14 protein-coding genes and 1 pseudogene are annotated in these 20687 nt (G+C 71.0%); 7 read left to right on the plus strand and 8 right to left on the minus strand.

What is annotated here, in order from left to right:
- Nucleotides 1–157: 157 nt before the first annotated feature.
- From ACIREI_RS07875 to ACIREI_RS07900, 6 genes are all read right to left on the minus strand, one after another.
- Entirely contained in the window at nucleotides 158–991 is an 834-nt protein-coding gene (locus tag ACIREI_RS07875; RefSeq protein ID WP_403328645.1) for a siderophore-interacting protein, read from the minus strand.
- A gap of 138 nt (nucleotides 992–1129) precedes the next feature.
- On the minus strand, nucleotides 1130–2176 hold the full coding sequence (locus tag ACIREI_RS07880; RefSeq protein WP_403328648.1) for an ABC transporter substrate-binding protein: 1047 nt from the start codon (nucleotides 2174–2176) through the stop codon (nucleotides 1130–1132).
- A 267-nt stretch (nucleotides 2177–2443) separates the two neighbouring features.
- A complete protein-coding gene (locus ACIREI_RS07885; RefSeq protein ID WP_403328651.1) occupies nucleotides 2444–3604 on the minus strand; it encodes an acyl-CoA dehydrogenase family protein in 1161 nt (386 codons plus the stop codon).
- A gap of 6 nt (nucleotides 3605–3610) precedes the next feature.
- A complete protein-coding gene (locus ACIREI_RS07890) occupies nucleotides 3611–4552 on the minus strand; it encodes a hydroxymethylglutaryl-CoA lyase (RefSeq protein ID WP_403328654.1) in 942 nt (313 codons plus the stop codon).
- Nucleotides 4549–6492: an acetyl/propionyl/methylcrotonyl-CoA carboxylase subunit alpha gene (locus tag ACIREI_RS07895; protein WP_403329442.1), complete on the minus strand. Its 1944-nt coding sequence runs from the start codon at nucleotides 6490–6492 to the stop codon at nucleotides 4549–4551. The genes ACIREI_RS07890 and ACIREI_RS07895 overlap by 4 nt, the downstream gene beginning before the upstream one ends.
- Before the next feature lie 26 nt (nucleotides 6493–6518).
- Complete coding sequence (locus tag ACIREI_RS07900; protein WP_403328657.1) at nucleotides 6519–8135, minus strand: carboxyl transferase domain-containing protein; 1617 nt, start codon at nucleotides 8133–8135, stop codon at nucleotides 6519–6521.
- Between the two features lie 96 nt (nucleotides 8136–8231).
- Here ACIREI_RS07900 and ACIREI_RS07905 point away from each other — a divergent pair, with 96 nt between their 5' ends.
- The 4 genes from ACIREI_RS07905 to ACIREI_RS07920 all read left to right on the plus strand — a co-directional run bounded on the left by ACIREI_RS07905 (nucleotide 8232) and on the right by ACIREI_RS07920 (nucleotide 11791).
- Nucleotides 8232–8828, plus strand: coding sequence for a TetR/AcrR family transcriptional regulator (locus tag ACIREI_RS07905; RefSeq protein WP_403328660.1), 597 nt, complete (start codon nucleotides 8232–8234; stop codon nucleotides 8826–8828).
- A gap of 147 nt (nucleotides 8829–8975) precedes the next feature.
- Nucleotides 8976–9596, plus strand: a complete 621-nt coding sequence (locus ACIREI_RS07910) for a DedA family protein (protein ID WP_403329444.1) — start codon at nucleotides 8976–8978, stop codon at nucleotides 9594–9596.
- 112 nt (nucleotides 9597–9708) lie between these two features.
- Nucleotides 9709–10866 (plus strand): acyl-CoA dehydrogenase family protein, encoded by a 1158-nt coding sequence (locus tag ACIREI_RS07915; RefSeq protein WP_403328663.1) that lies wholly within the window; start codon nucleotides 9709–9711, stop codon nucleotides 10864–10866.
- A 49-nt stretch (nucleotides 10867–10915) separates the two neighbouring features.
- Nucleotides 10916–11791 carry an acyl-CoA thioesterase gene (locus ACIREI_RS07920; protein WP_403328666.1) on the plus strand — a complete coding sequence of 292 codons (876 nt, stop codon included), beginning with the start codon at nucleotides 10916–10918 and terminating at the stop codon, nucleotides 11789–11791.
- A gap of 152 nt (nucleotides 11792–11943) precedes the next feature.
- Here the strand turns inward: ACIREI_RS07920 and ACIREI_RS07925 are convergent, their stop codons facing one another.
- Complete coding sequence (locus ACIREI_RS07925) at nucleotides 11944–12735, minus strand: phosphatase (protein ID WP_403328669.1); 792 nt, start codon at nucleotides 12733–12735, stop codon at nucleotides 11944–11946.
- 74 nt (nucleotides 12736–12809) lie between these two features.
- Entirely contained in the window at nucleotides 12810–14276 is a 1467-nt protein-coding gene (locus ACIREI_RS07930) for a PucR family transcriptional regulator ligand-binding domain-containing protein (protein ID WP_403328672.1), read from the minus strand.
- Nucleotides 14277–14453: 177 nt separating this feature from the next.
- Here ACIREI_RS07930 and speB point away from each other — a divergent pair, with 177 nt between their 5' ends.
- From speB to ACIREI_RS07945, 3 genes and pseudogenes are all read left to right on the plus strand, one after another.
- On the plus strand, nucleotides 14454–15434 hold the full coding sequence (gene speB, locus ACIREI_RS07935) for an agmatinase (RefSeq protein WP_403328675.1): 981 nt from the start codon (nucleotides 14454–14456) through the stop codon (nucleotides 15432–15434).
- Nucleotides 15431–17122, plus strand: a complete 1692-nt coding sequence (locus ACIREI_RS07940) for a thiamine pyrophosphate-binding protein (protein ID WP_403328678.1) — start codon at nucleotides 15431–15433, stop codon at nucleotides 17120–17122. Before speB ends, ACIREI_RS07940 begins: the two co-directional genes overlap by 4 nt.
- Nucleotides 17123–17253: 131 nt before the next feature.
- Nucleotides 17254–20531, plus strand: a pseudogene (locus ACIREI_RS07945) (polymorphic toxin-type HINT domain-containing protein); the annotation flags it as partial.
- Nucleotides 20532–20687: the final 156 nt, after the last annotated feature.

Below are 20687 nucleotides of genomic sequence, written 5' to 3' on the forward strand. Positions count from 1 at the left end.
GGACGGGCCGTGAAGTGCGGGGATCCGGCGGTGTAACTTAGGTTAGCCTAACCTAAGTTCCTTCGATTCAGGGCAGCATCAAGGGTGACTACGGTCACTTGAGTCGCAGTCGCCGCCCGATCGCCTTGCTTTCAGGGGCTGTTACCGCTGAGGGCTGTCACTCCTGCTCGCGCAGCTGCTCCTCGCTCAGCCCCTGCCGCCAGTACCCCACGAAGGTGACCCGGCGGCGGTCGATACCGCGCTCACCGACGAAGTGCCGGCGCAGCGCCTTCACGCAGCCGGACTCGCCCGCGATCCAGACGTACGGGCGCTCGGCGGCGGGGAGTTCGGCGGCCCGGATGGCGTCGAGGGCCATGGGGGACCCCTCGGCACGCGCTTCCTCCTGGACCAGCCAGGTGATCTCGGCGTCCGCCGCGGTCACCAGGTCCTGGATGTCCCCGGCGTCGTGCACCTCCAGCCACACCCGGGCGCGGGCGTCGGCCGGCAGGGTTTCGAGGATGGCGGAGACGGCGGGTACGGCGCTCTCGTCGCCCCAGATCACCACGAGGTCGGTGTCGTCGGCCGGCCGGAACCGGATCGCCCGGTTGTCGGCGATCGCCGGCCCGAGCAGCAGGACGCGGTCACCGGCGGCGGCTCCGGAGGCCCAGCGGGAGGCGGGGCCGGCCGGGGTGTGCAGGACGAAGTCGATGTCGATCTCGTCGGGGTTCCGGCGCAGCGCGCGGAGCGTGTACGACCGCATCACGGCCCGTACGTCGTCCGGCAGTTCACGCCACCCCTGCCACCAGCCGTCACCGAGCTCGAGGGGAACCTGCGGCTCGCTCTGACCGGGGTGCGGCAGGAAGAGCGACAGGGACTGGTCCCGCCCGTCGGAGAAGAAGTACTGCAGATCTTCGCCGCCGAAGGTGACCCGGACCAGAGACGGACCGAGCCGCCTCGTCCGTACGACCTGGAGGGAGAAGAAGCGGAACGGGGCGGCTACAGCCGTGGTCATGGGGGTAACTCCTGAATCGACGTCAGGTAGGTCGACCTGTTTGGGGGCGCGGGGCTGTATCGATGTGCGGCTCCGCCGCGTGGCGCGACCAGCCACCGCCGGACCCGCAGTCGCCCCACGACCTCAAGTGGCCCTCTATTAGGAGACCTTCTTGGCCTTCTCGATGGCCTCGGCAAGGCTCGTCAGCAGCGGCGTGCACTTGTCGTAGGACAGAATCGGCTCGGGCGACCGCCCGATGATCTGCCCCGCCTTCACCGCGGGCAGCTTCTTCCAGGTCGCCTCGGTGATGTCAGCGGGCTGAATCGTCGAGGACCGGTCGTCCATCATGATGATGTCGGCCGGGTACTTGTCGACGTTCTCCCAGCTCAGCGACTCGAACCAGCCGCCGGTGGCCTTCTTGGCCTTCTCCGAGGGCTCGACGAAGTTCACGCCGAGGGCCTTGAAGTACTCGAGGTCGACGGAGAGGTTGGTGCCGGAGACGTAGAAGAGGTCCTGGCTGGCGGAACCGGCCATCACCTTGATCTCGGGACGAGCCTTCGCGGCCTTGCGCAGGCGCTCGGCGGCGGCCTCGAAGTCCTTCTTGGACTGGGCGACCTTGTCGGCCTTCATGTCCGCGCCGAGGGACTCGGCCAGCTCCCACATCCGCTCCAGCGGCTTGGTCAGCTGGCGGTCGTAGACGGAGATGGCGGCGCTCGGGGCGAGCTTGGCGATCTTGTCCTTTGAGGCCTCGGGAACGTACCAGAGGGTGCCGGCGCTGTCGAAGGTCGTGGAGATGAGGACCTCGGGGGCGAACGCCGCGTACTTCTCGACGTTGAACTGGTCCCAGACGTTGCCGAAGACGGTCAGCTTGCTGACGTCCATGTCGCCGGCCTGGACGTCGGCCTTGCCGTCCTGCGTCTTGGTCGGGCCGAAGACGCCCTTGACCTCGATGCCGTAGTCGTAGAGGGCCGCGGCGACACCGACGAAGGCGACGATCTTCGTCGGCACCTTGTCGAGCTTCACCGTGGTGCCGCGGTCGTCCTTGAACGTCCAGGGGCCGGACTTGGCAGCGGTCGTGGCCTCGCTGGAGCCCTCGTTTTTCGCGTCGTCGTCTCCGCAGGCCGCGAGCACGGCACCGAGGCCGAGGGCGCCGCCCGCGGCGAGGATGCCGCGGCGGGTGAGGTGGGTGGCTCTGGCGTTGGGCATGAGTACGCTGCTTTCGAACAGGGCGGATCACCCGCCGGACAATTCGAAGGTAGGTTAGCCTAACCTGAGCTGATGTCCAGGGGTGGGGGCCTTGCTTTCCAAGCTGTGGGCACCCTGTGCGGCCCTGTGACTCTGTCAGCGAGCCCCAATTTCCTTGCAATCGAGCGAAGTTGAGTCTCTGACGGCACGCGGTGACCATGTGGTGAAGAAGCGGTCACATGGGGCCGGCCTTCCTCCGGCCGACCCCGAGCGCAGCCTCCCGAGCCGTCAGCCCGCCAGCCCCAACTCCCGCGCGATCAGCATCCGCTGCACCTCGCTCGTGCCCTCGCCGATCTCCAGGATCTTGGAGTCGCGCCACATGCGGGCGACGGGGTACTCGTTCATGAAGCCATAGCCGCCGTGGATCTGCGTCGCGTCGCGGGCGTTGTCCACCGCGATCGTGGACGAGTACAGCTTCGCCAGCGCCGCCTCCTTCTTGAACGGCTCTCCCGCGACGAGACGGGAGGCCGCGTCGCGCCATGCGAGCCGGGCCGTGTGGGCCTTCATCTCCATGTCGGCGATCTTGAACTGGATGGCCTGGTTGGCGCCGATGGGGCGGCCGAAGGCGTGGCGTTCCTTGGCGTACTTCACCGACTCGTCGACGCAGCCCTGCGCCAGGCCCGTCGCCAGCGCCGCGATGGCGATGCGGCCCTCGTCGAGGATGCGCAGGAACTGGGCGTAGCCGCGGCCCTCCTCGCCCAGCAGGTTGGCCGCGGGGACGCGGACGTCCGCGAAGGACAGCTCACGGGTGTCGGAGGCGTTCCAGCCGACCTTGGAGTACGGGGCGGCGACCGTGAAGCCCGGCGTGCCGGACGGGACGATGATCGCGGAGATCCGCGGCCGGCCGTCCGGCTTGCGGCCGGTGACCGCCGTGACGGTCACCAGGCCGGTGATGTCCGTGCCCGAGTTGGTGATGAAGCACTTGGAGCCGTTGATCACCCATTCGTCCGTCTCCGGGTCGAGACGGGCCGTCGTACGGGTCGCGCCCGCGTCGCTGCCGCCGTCCGGCTCGGTGAGGCCGAAGGCGCCGAGGATCTCGCCGGAGCACAGGCGCGGCAGCCACTGCCGCTTCTGCTCCTCGGTGCCGAACAGATGGATCGGCATGGCGCCGAGCGAGACGCCCGCTTCGAGGGTGATGGCGACCGAGGAGTCCACCCGGGCCAGCTCCTCCAGCGCGATGCCCAGCGCCAGATAGTCGCCGCCCATGCCGCCGTACTCCTCCGGGAACGGCAGACCGAACAGGCCCATGCGGCCCATCTCCCGCACGATCTCGTACGGGAACTCATGACGCTCGTAGAAGTCACCGATCTTGGGCGCCACGACATCGTGGGCGAACTCCTCCACCGTGCGGCGGAGTTCCTCCAGTTCGGGGGAGAGACGGTGGTCCATGGCTGTTCACTGCTCCTTGTGGGAGAGGGCTCGTACGGTGCGGGACGGGCTGGGTCGGCCCAGTTGTGCGGCCATCCACGCGCTCGTGGCGACGAGGCGGCCGAGGTCGACCCCGGTGTCGATGCCGAGGCCCTGAAGCATCCACACGAGGTCTTCGGTGGCGAGGTTGCCGGTGGCGGACTTGGCGTAGGGGCAGCCGCCGAGGCCGCCCGCGGAGGCGTCGACGGTGGTGACACCGTGCTGGAGGGCGGCGTAGGTGTTGGCCAGGGCCTGGCCGTAGGTGTCGTGGAAGTGGACGCCCACCGCAGCCGTCGGGATGCCGGCCTCCCGCAGTGCGGTCAGGAGGGCTGTCACATGCCCTGGGGTCGCCACCCCGATCGTGTCGCCGAGGCTCAGCTCGTCGCAGCCCATGTCGACCAGGGCCCGGCAGACCCGGACGACCTGGGGGACCGGGACAGCGCCCTCCCAGGGGTCGCCGAAGCACATCGAGAGATAGCCGCGGACGTGGACGTCGGCCGCCTTCGCCCTCGTCACGACCGGCTCGAACATGGCCAGCGCCTCGTCCACCGTGCGGTTGAGGTTGGCCTTCGCGAAGGACTCGGTGGCGCTGGCGAACACGGCGACACGGGACGCGTGCAGCGCCAGGGCCCGGTCGAGGCCGCGTTCGTTCGGCACGAGGACCGGCAGGTTCACCGGCAGTTCGCCGACGAGCGGGAACAGCTGCTCGGCATCCGCCAGTTGGGGCACCCACTTGGGGTGGACGAAGCTGGTGGCCTCGATGGTGGTGAGCCCCGCCTCCGCGAGGCGGCGGATGAACTCCGCCTTGATCTCGGTCGGCACGGTCGCCGACTCGTTCTGCAGGCCGTCGCGCGCGCCGACCTCGTGGATGCGGACGCGGGCGGGCAGACCCGTTGCCGGTACGGCCATGGGGAGACCCTCGACTGTCATTCCTCCGCCTCCTCATGAGGGGCGACGACCGCCAGGACCTGGTCCATGGCGACCGTCGTGCCCGGCGTGACGTCCAGTTCGGCGACCGTGCCGGCGTGCGGGGCGGAGATGACGTGCTCCATCTTCATCGCCTCGACGACCAGCAGGCTCTGCCCCGCGGCCACCTCGTCCCCGACGGCGACCTTCACCACCGTGACGGTCCCCGGCATGGGGGCGGTGAGCGAGTCGGCGCCCGCGTGTGCCGCCCCGGTGAGCGAGGCGGCCACCGGGTCGTGGTCGCGCACGTGCCAGGCGTCGCCGTCGCGGCCCAGCCAGGTGCCGTCCGGCGCGGCGGCGCGGTGGAAGGTGTGCCGGACGCCGTCGAGCGTGACCGCCACACGGTCGGCCGTGACGCTGTGGGCACCGCGCGGGACGTACTCCACGGGGTCGGTGATCCGCAGATGGAAGCCGACGGGCCTGGGCTCGCCGCCCAGCCGCCAGCCACTCGGTACCGAGAACGGGTCCGTCCAGCCGTCGCCCTTCGGCCGCAGCGCCTCCAGCCGTACGGCCGCCGCGGCCTCGTACACCTCTTCCGGTACGTCGGTGCGGACCAGGTCGTCCACCACGCGCTCGACCAGCCCCGTGTCCAACTCGCCCGCCACGACCGCCGGGTGCGCGAGCAGCCGCCGCAGGAATCCGGCGTTGGTCTGCACGCCCAGCGTGACCGTCTCGGCGAGGGCGGCCCGGAGTTTGCGGAGCGCGGTGGCGCGGTCGGGGCCGTACGCGATCACCTTGGACAGCATCGGGTCGTACAGGCTGCCGACCTCGGTGCCCTCGCTGAGCCCGGAGTCGGTGCGGATGCCGTCGGCCCGGGGCTCGTGCAGCCTGAGGACCGTGCCGCCGGAGGGGAGGAACCCGCGGGAGGGGTCCTCGGCGCAGATGCGGGCCTCGACCGCGTGGCCGGTGAGTGTGATGTCGTCCTGCTTGTACGGCAGTTCCTCACCCGCCGCCACCCGCAGCTGCCACTCCACCAGGTCCAGCCCGGTGATCAGCTCGGTGACGGGGTGCTCGACCTGGAGGCGGGTGTTCATCTCCATGAAGTAGTACGACGCGGGATCGCCGCCGGGCACGATGAACTCCACCGTGCCCGCGCCCCGGTAGCCGCAGGACCGCGCCGCCTGCACGGCCGCCTCGCCCATCGACGCGCGCGTGCTCTCGTCCAGCAGGACGGACGGCGCCTCCTCGATGATCTTCTGGTGCCGGCGCTGGAGGGAACACTCGCGCTCACCGAGATGGACGACGTTGCCGTGGCCGTCGGCCAGCACCTGGATCTCGATGTGCCGGGGCCGGTCGATCCACCGCTCGACGAGGAGCGTGTCGTCACCGAAGGAGGCGCGGGCCTCGCGGCGGGCGGCGGCGATCTCGTCGTCCAGCACGGCCGCGTCCCGCACCAGCCGCATGCCCTTGCCGCCACCGCCCGCCGACGGCTTCAGCAGCACCGGCATGCCGATCTCGCGGGCAGCGTCGGCCAGTTGGCCGTCCGTGAGCCCACTGCCACTGGAGCCCGGCACGACCGGCACGCCGGCCGCCTTCACCGTCTCCTTGGCCCGGATCTTGTCGCCCATCAGGGAGATGGCGTCGGCGGGCGGCCCGATGAAGACGAGCCCGGCCTCCGCGCACGCGCGCGCGAAGGCGGCGTTCTCCGCGAGGAAGCCGTATCCGGGGTGCACGGCCTGGGCGCCGGTGCGGGCCGCCGCCTCCAGCAGTCGTTCCACGGACAGATAGCTCTCGGCCGCCGGCGCCGGACCGATCCGGACCGCCGTGTCCGCCTCCCGGACGTGCCGCGCGTCGGCGTCCGCGTCGGAGAAGACCGCCACCGAGCGCACGCCCAGTGAGCGGAGCGTACGGATCACGCGGACGGCGATCTCGCCCCGGTTGGCCACGAGGACCGTGTCGAACATGGTCTGCGTCATCGTCACAGTCCCCCTCACATCCGGAAGACGCCGAACTGGGGGTCACCCAGGGGCGCGTTGGCACAGGCGGTCAGCGCGAGGCCCAGCACCTGGCGGGTCTCCAGCGGGTCGATCACACCGTCGTCCCAGAGGCGGGCCGTCGCGTAATAGGCGTTCCCCTGGCGCTCGTACTGCTCACGGATCGGCGCCTTGAAGGACTCCTCGTCCTCCACCGGCCAGTCCTCTCCGCGCGCCTCCAACTGGTCCCGCTTGACGGTCGCGAGCACGGAGGCGGCCTGCTCGCCGCCCATCACGGAGATCTTGGCGCCCGGCCACATCCACAGGAAGCGGGGCGAGTACGCCCGCCCGCACATGGAGTAGTTCCCGGCGCCGTACGAGCCGCCGACGACGACGGTCAGCTTCGGCACGCGCGTGCACGCCACCGCCGTGACCATCTTGGCGCCGTGCTTGGCGATGCCGCCCGCCTCGTAGTCCTTGCCGACCATGAAGCCGGAGATGTTCTGCAGGAAGACCAGCGGGATCCCACGCTGGTCGCACAGCTCGATGAAGTGGGCGCCCTTCTGGGCGGACTCGGAGAACAGGATGCCGTTGTTGGCGACGATGCCGACCGGGTGGCCGTGGATGCGGGCGAAGCCGGTGACGAGGGTCTGGCCGAACTCGGCCTTGAACTCCGCGAAACGGGAGCCGTCGACCACGCGCGCGATGATCTCCCGTACGTCGTAGGGGGTGCGGGAGTCGACGGGCACGGCGCCGTAGAGGCCGTAGGGGTCGACCTTGGGCTCGACGGCGGGCCGGACCTCCCACGGCAGGGGCCCGCGCGCGGGGAGCGTGGCGACGATGTTCCGCACGATCCGCAGGGCGTGCGCGTCGTCCTCGGCGAGGTGGTCGGTGACGCCCGACACGCGCGCGTGGACGTCACCGCCGCCGAGCTCCTCCGCCGTGACGACCTCACCGGTGGCGGCCTTCACCAGTGGGGGGCCACCGAGGAAGATCGTGCCCTGGTCGCGGACGATGACGGCCTCGTCGCTCATGGCGGGGACGTAGGCGCCGCCGGCCGTGCACGACCCGAGGACGGCGGCGATCTGCGGGATCCCGGCGCCGGACATCCGGGCCTGGTTGTAGAAGATCCGCCCGAAGTGCTCCCGGTCCGGGAAGACCTCGTCCTGCATGGGCAGGAAGGCGCCCCCGGAGTCCACCAGGTAGAGGCACGGCAGGCGGTTCTCCAGGGCGACCTCCTGCGCGCGCAGGTGCTTCTTCACGGTCATCGGGTAGTACGTCCCGCCCTTGACCGTGGCGTCATTGGCGACGATCACGCACTCGCGCCCGCCGACCCGCCCGATCCCGGCGATGACACCGGCGGCCGGCGCCTGGCCCTCGTACATGCCGTCAGCGGCGAGGGGAGCGAGCTCCAGGAAGGGGGAGCCGGGGTCGAGGAGGGTGTCGACCCGGTCCCTGGGCAGCAGCTTGCCGCGCGCGGTGTGCCGGGCGCGCGCCTTCTCGCCGCCTCCCAGCCGGGCGGCGGCGAGCTTGCCGCGCAGCTCCTCCACCAGCGCCCGATGGGCCTCCTCGTTGGCCCGCCAGGCCTGAGACGCGGGATCTGCCGCGCTCACAAGCTCCGGTGCCTCGTGCATCGTGCGGTCCCCTCACCAGTGGTCCACCAGTTAATGAGCGTTAACGCATTTCCTTCAGGTTAACGACCGCTAACCTCCCTGTCTAGAATTGCTTCCATGGCCACCAGAACCGACGCCCCCACCCGCCGCGAACAGATCCTCAAGGAGGCCGCGCGGCTCTTCGCCGAGCGCGGTTTCCACGGCGTCGGTGTCGACGAGATAGGCGCCGCCGTGGGCATCAGCGGGCCCGGTCTCTACCGGCACTTCGCCGGCAAGGACGCGATGCTCGCCGAGCTCCTGGTCGGCATCAGCGGCCAGCTGCTGACCGGCGCGAAGCGGCGCCTGGCGGAGGCCGACGGGGTGCCGGCCGAGGCGGTCCTCGACTCCCTCATCGAGGGCCACATCGACTTCGCCCTCGATGACCGCCCCCTCATCACCCTGCACGACCGCGAGCTGGACCGCCTCCGCGACAGCGACCGCAAGCTCGTACGGCAGCTCCAGCGGCAGTACGTCGAGCTGTGGGTGGAGGTGGTCCGCAAGGTCTACCCGGCCCTGACCGAACCGACGGCCCGCTCGGCGGTGCACTCGGTGTTCGGGCTGCTCAACTCGACGCCGCATCTCGGCCGGCCTGGGGCGCTGCCGGGGCGGGGAGTCACGGCGGAGTTGCTGCACCGGATGGCTCGGGGGGCGTTCGGGGCGGCCGGGGTGGAGTGAGCCGTATAGTCAGGCACGGGGAGGCGGCCGCAGGGAGAGCCTCCTCATGCCGCCTTTAGGTCAAGACTTCGTAAAATGGCGCGCATGATCATCGCTACTGCGTCCGAAGTGCCCGTCGGTGGAGTCGCCGGCTGGGCCTCCGGCCTGATGGAGAAGCTCGGCGGCCCCGGCGCCGGGCTGGCCATCGCCCTGGAGAACCTCTTTCCGCCGTTGCCGAGCGAGGTGATCCTGCCGCTGGCGGGGTTCACGGCGAGCCAGGGCCGGATGGGCTTCGTCAGTGCCGTCGCGTGGACGACGGCGGGGTCGGTGGTGGGCGCGCTGGCCCTGTATCTGCTCGGTGCGCTCTTCGGCCGGGACCGGCTGATCGCGGCGGCGGCGCGGCTGCCGCTGGTGAAGGTCGCGGACGTGGAGCGGACCGAGGCGTGGTTCCTCCGGCACGGCACCAAGGCCGTGTTCTTCGGCCGCTTCATCCCCATCTTCCGCAGCCTCATATCGATACCGGCCGGAGTCGAGCGCATGCGGCTCCCCCTGTTCCTGACCCTCACCGCGGCGGGCAGTCTCATCTGGAACACCGCCTTCATCGCCGCCGGCTACGCGCTGGGTGCCCGCTGGCACGAGGTCACCGACCTGGTCGGGCTCTACTCCAAGGTGATCCTGGCGATCGTGGCCGTGGCGGGCCTGGCCTTCGTGGGCGTACGGCTGCTGCGGGCGAGGCGCGCGGAGCGGCGGCGGCCGGTCCGGCGGAGCGAGGAGGAGGTGCGGCTCTGAGCGCGACGAGCGTGACGAGCGTTACGGACCTTGACCTCTGGACGCCTGTTGATACTCGCCGGTACGGTTGAGTGAGCAAGCGCTTAGACATGGACCTGTGGAGGTGGCGGCGGTGCGCCGTACGGTGTTCAACGAGGATCACGAGGCGTTCCGGGAGACCATCCGCGCCTTCATCGAGGCCGAGGTCGTCCCGGTCTACGACGAGTGGTTCGCGGCCGGCCAGGCGCCGCGCGACTTCTACTACAAGCTCGCCGAGCTCGGCGTGTTCGGCATCCGCGTCGACGAGGAGTACGGCGGCGCCGGCATCGACTCGTACAAGTTCGAGGCGGTGATGTACGAGGAGACCGCCCGCGCGGGTGTGCAGTTCGGCGGCTCCGGCGTGCACGTCCTGCTCGGCCTGCCGTACATCAAGATGCTCGCCAGCGACGAGCAGAAGAAGCGCTTCCTGCCGAAGTTCGTCTCCGGTGAGGAGATGTGGGCGCTGGCGATGACCGAGCCGGGCACCGGCTCCGACCTCGCGGGCATGAAGACCACCGCCAAGCTCTCCGAGGACGGCACGCACTACGTCCTCAACGGCGCCAAGACCTTCATCACCGGTGGCGTGCACGCCGACCGCGTGATCGTCTGCGCCCGCACCGACGCGCCCAGCGCCGAGGACCGCCGCCACGGCATCTCCCTGTTCGCCGTGGACACCAAGTCCGAGGGCTACTCCGTCGGCCGCAAGCTCGACAAGCTGGGCCTGAAGACCTCCGACACCGCCGAGCTGGCGTTCGTCGACGTGAAGGTCCCGGTCGAGGACCTGCTCGGCGAGGAGAACAAGGGCTTCTACTACCTCGGCCACAACCTGGCCTCCGAGCGCTGGGGCATCGCCTTCGGCGCCTACGCGCAGGCCAAGGCCGCCGTCCGGTTCGCCAAGCAGTACGTCCAGGAGCGCACCGTCTTCGGCAAGCCGGTCGCCGCCTTCCAGAACACCAAGTTCGAGCTGGCCGCCTGCCAGGCCGAGGTCGACGCGGCCGAGGCCGTCGCCGACCGCGCCCTCGAGGCCCTCGACGCCGGCGAGCTGACCCCGGCCGAGGCCGCGTCCGCGAAGCTCTTCTGCACCGAGGTCGCGCACCGCGTGATCGACCGCTGCCTCCAGCTGCACGGCGGCTACGGCTTCATGAACGAGTACCCGATCGCCCGCCTGTACGCGGACAACCGCGTCAACCGCATCTACGGCGGTACCAGCGAGATCATGAAGTCGATCATCGCGAAGGACATGGGCCTGTAAGGTCCGGACGTCAACCGGCAAGAAATTACCGGACAGTGGAAAAGGTGCCATGAACGAGGCACTACAGGGTCTCCTCGATCTGCTCGACCTGGAGCAGATCGAGGAGAACATCTTCCGCGGCCAGTCCCGCTCCGCCGTCGTCCCGCGCGTCTTCGGCGGTCAGGTCGCGGCCCAGGCGCTGGTCGCCGCCGGGCGTACGGTCCCGGAGGACCGCCACGCCCACTCCCTCCACGCGTACTTCCTGCGCACCGGCGACCCGGGCGCGCCCATCGTCTACAACGTGGAGCGCATGCGCGACGGCCGCTCCTTCACCACCCGCCGCGTCGTCGCCGTCCAGCACGGCAAGCCGATCTTCGCCCTGTCGGCCTCCTTCCAGGTCCACGAGGAGGGGATGGACCACCAGGCCGTCATGCCGCCCGCGCCCGACCCGGAGACGCTTCCCACCTCCGAGGAACGGCTGCGCGACTACGGCCATCTCGACCCGGTGGTGGTGGAGAGGTTCCTCGAGGCCCGCCAGTCGGTCGACCTGCGCTACGTGGACGAGCCGCCGTACGGCAGGTTCGGCGAGCCCCGCGAGCCGCACTCCCAGGTCTGGTTCCGCACCAACGGCAAGCTCGACGGCGCCGTCGACGACCCGCTCCTGCATGTCGTACTCGCCACGTACGTCTCGGACATGACCCTCCTCGACTCGGTGCTGCTGGCGCACGGGCGGGGCGGCTGGGCCGTCGGGGACGTGGTCGGCGCCTCGCTGGACCACGCGATGTGGTTCCACCGCCCCTTCCGCGCGGACGAGTGGCTGCTGTACGACCAGGAGTCGCCGTCGGCGCACGGCGGGCGCGGCCTCGGACAGGCCCGCATCTACACGCAGGACGGGCAGCTGGCGGTGTCCGTGATCCAGGAGGGCGTGGTCCGCATACCGCGGTGACGGCTCGCTGATCCCGGGGCCGGTCGGTCACGCACGCGCGTTCCGCAGGCGCGCGAACGACGTGTCCAGCCCCCTCTTCAGCAGCCGTGCCGCCGGGCGTTCCGGTCAACGAGGTCGAGTACAACCCCCTTCGGACCCCCTTGCTCGCCCCCTTACTCGGCCAGGCCCGCCTCGCTGAGCAGGAACGCCGTCATCGGGTCGTAGTGGCGCGGGCTGATGACGTGGTCGTCCAGCGGGACCACGACCTGGACGGTGCCCTCCGCCTCGGCGAGGAACAGCGCCGGGTCGTTGCAGTCGGCGTACCCGACGGAGTCCACCCCGTGCTGCCCGGCGTATCCCGCCCAGCCGTGGTCGGCCACGACCAGGTCGGGCAGCGGGCGTCCCTCGCGCTCGAGTCCCGTCAGGATGGCCTTCATCGGCTCGCCGGAGTGGGTGTGCCACAGGGTGGCGCCGTGTTCCAGGACCGCCACGTCGGCGAACTGCATGACGTAGCCCTCGTCCGTCTGCAGGCCCTCCGGGATGACGACGATCTCGCAGCCCGCCGCGCGCAACGCCGCCGCTGTCGCGTGGTGGACGTCCAGCAGGCCGCCCGGGTGGCCGGTCGCGAACAGCACCCGCTGCCGGCCCTCCGCCGCCTTGCGCAGACGGCCCGCCATGCGCTCCAGCGCGGCCACCGTCAGCTCGGGGTCGATGGTGTCCTGGCCGTGGCGGTGCTCCGCGTCGTCGTTCACCCCGACGCGCTCCGCCATCACCGCGAGGACGTCCTGCTCGTCCGTCCAGCGGTCGCCGAGTTCCAGGCCCAGCCAGTAGTGGCGGTTGCCGTTCGCCAGCTGGCGGTAGTGGGAGAGGTTGTTCTCGCGGGGCGTCGCGACATCGCCCGCGATACGGGTTCTGACGAGGTGGTCGACGAGCTCGGCGCGGCTGGGTGTCCCGGGTATCGGCATGGTCCCCATTGTGAGGCAGACAACTGTGGGAACGCCCGCCTCCGGTGCGCGTGCGACGCGGGTCACTGTGCGGATCAGCGCTCGATGTACCGCAGGGCGAACCAGAGTTCCATCCGTACGTCCGGGTCGTCCAGGTCCGTGCCGAGAAGCGCCGCGCAACGGGCGATCCGCTGCCGGACGGTGTTGCGGTGCACGGCCAGGGCGACGGCCGTGCGGTCCCAACTGCCGTGCAGCGAGAGCCAGGTGCGCAGCGTCTCGGCCAGGGGCGCGGTGAGGGGCGCGAGGAGGGCGCGGGCGTGGGCCTGCGCCTCGTCGGGGGAGAGCAGGTCCGCCAGGGCCGGGCGGTGGGCGCCGTGCCGGAACAGGGGCGTACGGGTGGCCCTCGCCCGGGCCAGGGCACGGGCCGCCCGGGCGTCGGCCGTCGGCCAGTCCGGCGGGGCCGCGGGGTCGCTGACGCCCAGGGTCCAGCCGGGCAGCGGGGACGGTTCGCGGTCCGCCGGGACGAGGACGCGTACGACGTCCCGCGCCAGGTCGACCAGCGGGGAGCCGAGCGCCGCGCCCAGCGCCGAGGCCGCGACCGGATCGCAGGGCTGGGAGTCGGGGCGGCCGTGGACCACGAGCCACCGGTCGGCGCCCAGCAGCGGGGCCACCGCCTGCGGCTCGGCGCCCAGCAGCAGCCGTACGAGCGCCGACGAGCGGGCCGCCCCCGAGCCGCTCTGCTGCTCGCCGGTGAGCAGGGAGAGGAGCACGGCGGCGACGGAGGCGATGGTGTGGTCGCCGGGATCGCGGCGCGGGGCGGCGACGCCGAGGACGAAGCCCTGCTCGGCGCCGAGGGCGTAGGCGGCGAGGTGGATGCCGGAGGCGGTGTCGGTGGCGGAGGCGGGCGTCCCCGGACCCGAGGGACGTACGACCTCCGCGAGTTCGGCCAGCGATCCGCCCACCGCCTCCCGCGGCCCCCGCCCCGTCGCCGCGACCACCGCCCCTTCCGGCCCGTACAGCACCGCCCAGCCGTCCACCCGCTGAGCCAGCTGCCGCAGGACCGCCCGCACCGGATCCGGGCGCGAGGCCGCCGCGGCCAGGCTCTGCTGGGCCTGCGTCACACGGCGCAGTTCGGCGTGCCGGGCCTGGGCCATGAGCTGCCAGACCGCGCGGGCCACGCCCGAGAACGTCGTCCGGGGCGGCACCTCCACCAGCGGGAGACCGTACGCGTCGCACGCCGCCACCAGGGCGCGCGGCACCGTCTCGTGCACGGGGACGAGCCCGAAGCCGAGCGCCGCGCCGCCCGCCGCCACGATCCTGGACACGTAGTCGTCGAAGTACGTGCCGGAGCCCGCCGCCTCGGGGATGTGCACGCCCGCCGTCAGCAGCAGCTCGCCGCCCAGCAGGTAGGGATACGGGTCGGCCATCTCCGAGGTGTGGGCCCAGTGGATCACCGTGTCCGCGTCCGTCGGGCCGGCGATCTGGCGCAGGCCGAGGTCCTCGCGGGCCAGGAGGGCCGAGAGCGGTACCGGCGGGGTCGGGGGAACGGTCGGCTCCGGCATATGTGCGTTCCCTCCATCCAGTCATCCCGGGATGGATGAAACGTACACTTCGCAGCCGCCTTCCGGACACCTAGGTTGGCTCCCGAACCGGCCTCGGAACCGGCGCCGGCTCACCCGTAGAGTCGTAGGCATAAAACCCGCATACGCGATGAAGCGTAGAAAAGAAGGCATTCCACAGTGACTGGCAACGAGACGCCCCGCGGCCCCGTCGACTCCTCCCGCATCCCGCGCTACGCCGGACCCGCGACCTTCGCCCGGCTGCCCCGCCTCGACGAGGTCGGCCGCGCCGACGTGGCCGTGGTCGGCGTGCCGTTCGACTCGGGAGTCTCGTACCGGCCGGGCGCCCGCTTCGGCGGCAACGCGATCCGCGAGGCCTCCCGGCTGCTGCGCCCCTACAACCCGGCACAGGACGCGTCCCCCTTCGCCCTCGCCCAGGTGGCGGACGGGGGCGACATCGCGGTGAACCCCTTCAACATCAACGAGGCCGTCGAGACCGTCGAGGCCGCCGCGGACGACCTGCTCGGCACCGGCGCCCGCCTGATGACCCTGGGCGGCGACCACACCATCGCCCTCCCGCTGCTCCGCTCGGTCGCCAAGAAGCACGGCCCGGTCGCCCTGCTCCACTTCGACGCCCACCTCGACACCTGGGACACGTACTTCGGCGCCGAGTACACGCACGGCACCCCGTTCCGCCGCGCGGTCGAGGAGGGCATCCTCGACACCGAGGCGCTCTCCCACGTCGGCATCCGCGGCCCGCTGTACGGCAAGCAGGACCTGACCGACGACGAGAAGATGGGCTTCGGCATCGTCACGTCGGCGGACGTCTACCGCCGCGGCGCCGACGAGGTCGCCGACCAGCTGCGCCAGCGCATCGGCGACCGCCCGCTCTACATCTCCATCGACATCGACTGCCTCGACCCGGCCCACGCCCCCGGCACCGGCACCCCCGAGGCGGGCGGCATGACCTCGCGCGAGCTGCTGGAGATCCTGCGGGGCCTCGCCTCCTGCAACCTGGTCTCGGCTGATGTCGTCGAGGTGGCGCCCGCGTACGATCACGCCGAGATCACGTCGGTGGCCGCGTCCCACACGGCGTACGAACTGACCACGATCATGTCCCGCCAGATCGCGGCGGCCCGTGAGGAGAACGAGGGCAAGTGACCCACGACCACGACCTGGTACTCCGCCCGACGGAGGCGCAGACCGCAGCCGCGCTGAACCCTCCCGCCGGCCGCAACGGCGGAGACCTGGTCGTGGAGACGCTGGCCGGGCTCGGCGCGACGACGGTGTTCGGGCTGCCCGGCCAGCACGCGCTGGGCATGTTCGACGCGCTACGGCGGTCCGACCTCAGGTACATCGGGCTGCGGGTGGAGAACAACGCCGGGTTCGCGGCGGACGCGTACGGCCGGATCACGGGCGAGGCGGCCCCGCTGCTGCTGTCGACGGGGCCGGGGGCGCTGACCTCGCTGGCGGCGCTGCAGGAGGCGGCCGCGGCGTCGGCCCCCGTACTGGCGATCAGCAGCCAGATCCCGACGGCGGGACTGGGCGGCGGCCGGCACGGCTATCTGCACGAACTCCCGGACCAGGCGGCCTCGTTCCGGGGCGTGGCGAAGTCCGTCCACACCGTGCGCACCCAGTCCCAGATCCCCTCCGCCATCGAGGCGGCCTGGAAGTCCGCGCTGACGGCCCCGCACGGCCCGGTGTGGGTGGAGATCCCGCAGGACGTACTGCTGGCGGAGACGTCGATCCCGGTCGTGACGGGCGGTGACGCCTTCCCCGAGGAACTGCCGCCACGCCCCGAACTGACGGCGGTGGCCGCCGACCTGCTGTCCCGAGCCGCCCGCCCGGCGATCATCGCGGGCGGGGGAGTGGTACGGGCGGACGCGTCGAAGAAGCTCCGTCAGCTGGCGGAGACGCTCCAGGCACCGGTCGTCACGACGCCCGGCGGCAAGGGGGCGTTCCCCTGGAAGCACCCCCTGTCCCTCCAGTCGTGGATCGAGGACCGGCACACGACGGACTTCCTGGAGGACGCCGACGTGCTCCTCGTCGTCGGCTCGGGCCTGGGCGAACTCTCCTCGAATTACCACACGTTCAAGCCGCGCGGCCGGGTCATCCAGATCGAGGCCGACCTCGGCAAGCTGGAGTCCAACCACCCGGCGCTGGGCATCCACGCGGACGCGCGGCTGGCGTTGCAGGCGCTGCTGGAGACGGTGACGAAGCGGGAGGACCCGTCGGCGCCGGAGCGCGTCCGTGAGGTCCTCGGGAAGGTCGCCGACCGCATCGCCGCCCAGGAACTCGCCCTGGAACAGCAGGTGCTGGCGTCGGTCCGCCGTGCCCTGCCCGCCGACTCCCCGTCCTTCTGGGACATGACGATCCTGGCCTACTGGGCCTGGTCGGCCTTCGACGCCAAGGGCCCCAACCACATGCACTCCGCCCAGGGCGCCGGCGGCCTCGGCTACGGCTTCCCGGCGGCCCTCGGCGCGGCGGTCGCGGACCCGACCCGCCCGGTGCTCGCGGTGTCCGGCGACGGAGGGGCCCTGTACTCGATCGCCGAGCTGGCGACGGCCCGGCAGTACGACCTGAACGTCACCTGGCTCATCGTCGACGACGGCGGCTACGGCATCCTGCGCGAGTACATGACGGACGCGTTCGGCGAGGCGACGGCGGCGGCGACGGAACTGACGCGGCCGGACTATGTGGCGTTGGCCCAGTCGTTCGGCGTCCCCGGGGTCCGTACGACCCCGGAGACACTGGAGGCGGATCTGGCGAAGGCGCTGTCCGAGCCGGGGCCGTCGGTGGTCGTACTCCCGGCGGTGCTGCGGATGTTCGCGCCGACGCACCTCGGCTGAGGTACGTACCGGAGGGGGACTTCACGGGCTCAGTCCCGAACTCCCGCCCCCGTCACCGCCGGTGACGTGACCCATGCCGTCCGTCTGGCGGTGACCGCGCTGCGAGAAGCGGAGGCGGCGGCGGACTGGGCTGGCTCCCGGGCCGGGCCAAGGCCTCGGACACGCCGAGCCTGGAGTACGGCTACCTGGTCCGCAACAACGACGCGGTGGTCACCACCACGAAGTCGCTGCTGCCGAACGGTTCGGTGGCCACCAGCCACCAGCTCCCCGACGGTCTGCTGCGGCCCCGTCAGACGCAGACCCCGGCGGCGAACTCGGGGCGGGTCATCACGACGACCGAGTACGACAGCCGCGGGTTGGCGGTGAAGGAGATCGGGCCGTTCTACAACTCGGCGGCCGTTGGTACGACGTTCGTGAACGTGAAGGACGCCTCCGAGGGGACACCTCGGGAGACGGAGACGGTCTACGACGCGGCTGGACGGGCGACCGACTCGATCTTCCGCGTCGCGGGCACCGAGAAGTGGCGTACGAAGACCGCGTACCACGGTGACCACACGACGGTCGACCCACCTGCGGGCGCTACCCCCACCGCGACGTACACCAACGCGCAGGGGCAGACGACCAAGGTCCTGGAGTTCAAGGCCTCGTCGCCCACGGGCGCGGCGGACACGACGTCGTACGGCTACGACGCGGCGGGCCGCCTCACCGAGGTGAAGGACACGTCCGGCAACGTCTGGTCGTCCGAGTACGACGTGCGCGGCCGTCAGACCAAGTCGGTCGATCCGGACGCGGGCACGACGTGGATGACGTACAACGACCTCGACCAGGTGAAGACGGTCCGCAACCAGCGTGACCTCACCCTCACCTTCAACTACGACAAGCTGGGCCGTCAGCGCTCGCTGTACAACGGCGACAAGAAGCTGACGACCTGGGAGTACGACAGCGCGGCCGTGCCGAACGGCAAGGGGCGTCTGGCCTCGGCCACCAAGTGGGTGGGTGACGACGCCTACACGAACTCGGTCGACGCCTATGACGCTGCGGGCCGCCCGACGAAGACCTCGGTGAAGGTCCCCGCCTCGGCGGACACGGGCAAGCTGGCCGGCACGTACACCCTGACGGCGTCGTACAAGCCGGACGGCTCGATCGACGACGTCCGCCTCCCGGCGGCAGGCGGTCTCCCGGCGGAGACGATCACCACGGGCTACACGGCGACCGGCCTGCCGTCCTTCACCCTGGGCGACACCACCGACTACGCCCGAGAGACCCGCTACTCCAACTACGGCGAGATGCTCCAGCTGACCCTGGGCACCGCCAGCGCCGACAAGTACACCTGGCTCACCAACACCTACGAGGAAGGCACCCGGCGCCTGGAGCGCGCCCGCATCGACCGGGAGATCGTCAAGTCCCCGGACGCCGACATCACCTACGGCTACGACGCCACCGGCAACATCCTCAAGATCGCGGACACGCCCGAGGGCAGGACCGCGGACGTCCAGTGCTTCACATACGACTACCTGCGCCGCCTGACCGAGGCGTGGACCCAGACCGCCACCACCTGCGCGCCGAGCGCCGGTGAGGCGACCGTCGGCGGCCCGGCCCCGTACCGGCACTCCTACACCTACGACGCGGCGGGCAACCGCACCGGCGAGGTCCGCCACGCGACCGGTACGACCGGGGACGCGGCGATCACGCAGACGACCACGTACGTACCGAAGGCCCAGGACACCAAGGGCGGCACGCACGCGCATGCCCTGAAGTCGGCCGAGGTGCGCACCGCGACGGCGGCCAAGGAAGTGACGGCGGCCCAGAGCTTCCGGTACGACGAGACGGGCAACACCGTCCGTCGCACCAAGGCGGCGACGGACCTCTCCCCGGCGGTCGACCAGAAGCTGGACTGGGACGAGGAGGGCCGCCTGAGCGCGGTGACCCCGTACCTGTCCGGTGACAACCTGGACGAGGCGAACAAGACCTCGTACGTGTACGACGCCTCGGGCGGCCGCCTGCTCCGCAAGGAGAAGGGCGCGGTCACGCTGTACCTGGGCAGCCAGGAGATCCGCCTCGACACGGCCAAGAACTCCCTGTCGGGCACGCGCTACTACTCGCACGCCGGCCAGAAGATCGCCGTACGGACCACTGCTGGGGTGACCTGGCTGGTCGGCGGCCAGAACGGCACGGCCGAGATCGCGATCAAGGCGGCGGACTCGGCGATCACGCAGCGTCGGACGCTCCCCTTCGGCGAGGTGCGCGGCGCCAAGCCGGCGGGGGGCGCGTGGCCCGGCGACAAGTCGTTCGTGGGCGGTACGGCGGACGCGACGACGGGTCTGATCCAGCTCGGTGCCCGTGCCTACGACGCGGCGACGGGACGGTTCGTCTCTGTCGACCCTGTGCTGAACGTCGGGGACTCACAACACCTCAACGCCTACGCCTACGGCCGCAACAACCCGCTCGCCTTCCCGGACCCGACGGGCCTGTACTGGGGCGAGTCCTGGATCAGCCCGATCGGCCATGGCGCCCTGGACGTCGTGGGCCTGGTGCCCGGCCTCGGTGACCCGCCGACCTGCTCAACGGCCTGTGGTACACGGCCGAGGGCAACTACATCGACGCGGGCCTGTCCTACGCCTCCGCGATCCCGATCGCGGGCTACGCGGCCACGGCGGCGAAGGGCACGCGGTACGTCAACAAGGCGGTCGACGCGGTCGACACGGCGTCGGATGCCACCAAGTCGGCGAAGAAGACCGAGGACGCGGTCGACGCGGCCGACAAGGTCACTCCGCCGGTCACCCCGAAGCCGAAGGAGAAGCCGGCCCCGGCGCCTCCGGCCAAGGCCAAGGAGGCTCCCGAGGCGAAGAAGGGCGACTCGGGTGGCAAGAAGGGCGACGGGGCGGAGAAGAAGTCCGACTCGGGCGGCGGGGGCGGCAAGGACGCCGATGCTCCCACCAAGGGCAAGACCTGCGAGACGGGCAACAGCTTCACTCCCGGCACGCTCGTCCTGATGGCGGACGGTTCCACCAAGCCGATCGAGGACGTCGAGACGGGGGACAAGGTCCTGGCCACGGACCCCGAGACCGGTGAGACGTCCGCGGAGACGGTCACCGCCGAGATCAAGGGCGAGGGCCTCAAGCACCTGGTGGAGCTCACCGTCGACGCGGACGGCGCCGAGGGCGCGTCCACGGACACGATCACCGCGACCGACGGCCACCCCTTCTGGGTCCCCGCACTTGACGAGTGGGTCGATGCCACCGACCTGAAGAGTGGCCAGTGGCTGCGCACGAGCGCGGGGACGCTGGTCCAGATCACGGCGGTGGAACACCGGACCAGCGGGTCTGCCACCGTTCACAATCTGACGGTCGATGACGCCCATACGTACTATGTGCTGGCGGGGGCCACGCCGGTCCTTGTCCACAACTGCAACGGAAAGCTCGCTGACCTTCCGGTCCATGAGAGGCCGACGCGTTTTTATGCAAAGGCGAGTGAGATGTTGGACCGCATTCAGGGGAACCCTGCGACTCGCGAGCAGATGTATGGCGGCGCCGATGCAGGGCATGGCGGTGTGACATCGCTGAGT

The organism is Streptomyces sp. NPDC093591 (assembly GCF_044764885.1).
GTDB lineage: Bacteria > Actinomycetota > Actinomycetes > Streptomycetales > Streptomycetaceae > Streptomyces.

Coding starts and splice junctions, on each gene's coding strand:
- ACIREI_RS07875 (WP_403328645.1), bottom strand. CDS start 991: ATGACCACGGCTGTAGCCGCCCCGTTCCGCTTCTTCTCCCTCCAGGTC.
- ACIREI_RS07880 (WP_403328648.1), bottom strand. CDS start 2,176: ATGCCCAACGCCAGAGCCACCCACCTCACCCGCCGCGGCATCCTCGCC.
- ACIREI_RS07885 (WP_403328651.1), bottom strand. CDS start 3,604: ATGGACCACCGTCTCTCCCCCGAACTGGAGGAACTCCGCCGCACGGTG.
- ACIREI_RS07890 (WP_403328654.1), bottom strand. CDS start 4,552: ATGACAGTCGAGGGTCTCCCCATGGCCGTACCGGCAACGGGTCTGCCC.
- ACIREI_RS07895 (WP_403329442.1), bottom strand. CDS start 6,492: ATGTTCGACACGGTCCTCGTGGCCAACCGGGGCGAGATCGCCGTCCGC.
- ACIREI_RS07900 (WP_403328657.1), bottom strand. CDS start 8,135: ATGCACGAGGCACCGGAGCTTGTGAGCGCGGCAGATCCCGCGTCTCAG.
- ACIREI_RS07905 (WP_403328660.1), top strand. CDS start 8,232: ATGGCCACCAGAACCGACGCCCCCACCCGCCGCGAACAGATCCTCAAG.
- ACIREI_RS07910 (WP_403329444.1), top strand. CDS start 8,976: ATGGAGAAGCTCGGCGGCCCCGGCGCCGGGCTGGCCATCGCCCTGGAG.
- ACIREI_RS07920 (WP_403328666.1), top strand. CDS start 10,916: ATGAACGAGGCACTACAGGGTCTCCTCGATCTGCTCGACCTGGAGCAG.
- ACIREI_RS07925 (WP_403328669.1), bottom strand. CDS start 12,735: ATGCCGATACCCGGGACACCCAGCCGCGCCGAGCTCGTCGACCACCTC.
- ACIREI_RS07930 (WP_403328672.1), bottom strand. CDS start 14,276: ATGCCGGAGCCGACCGTTCCCCCGACCCCGCCGGTACCGCTCTCGGCC.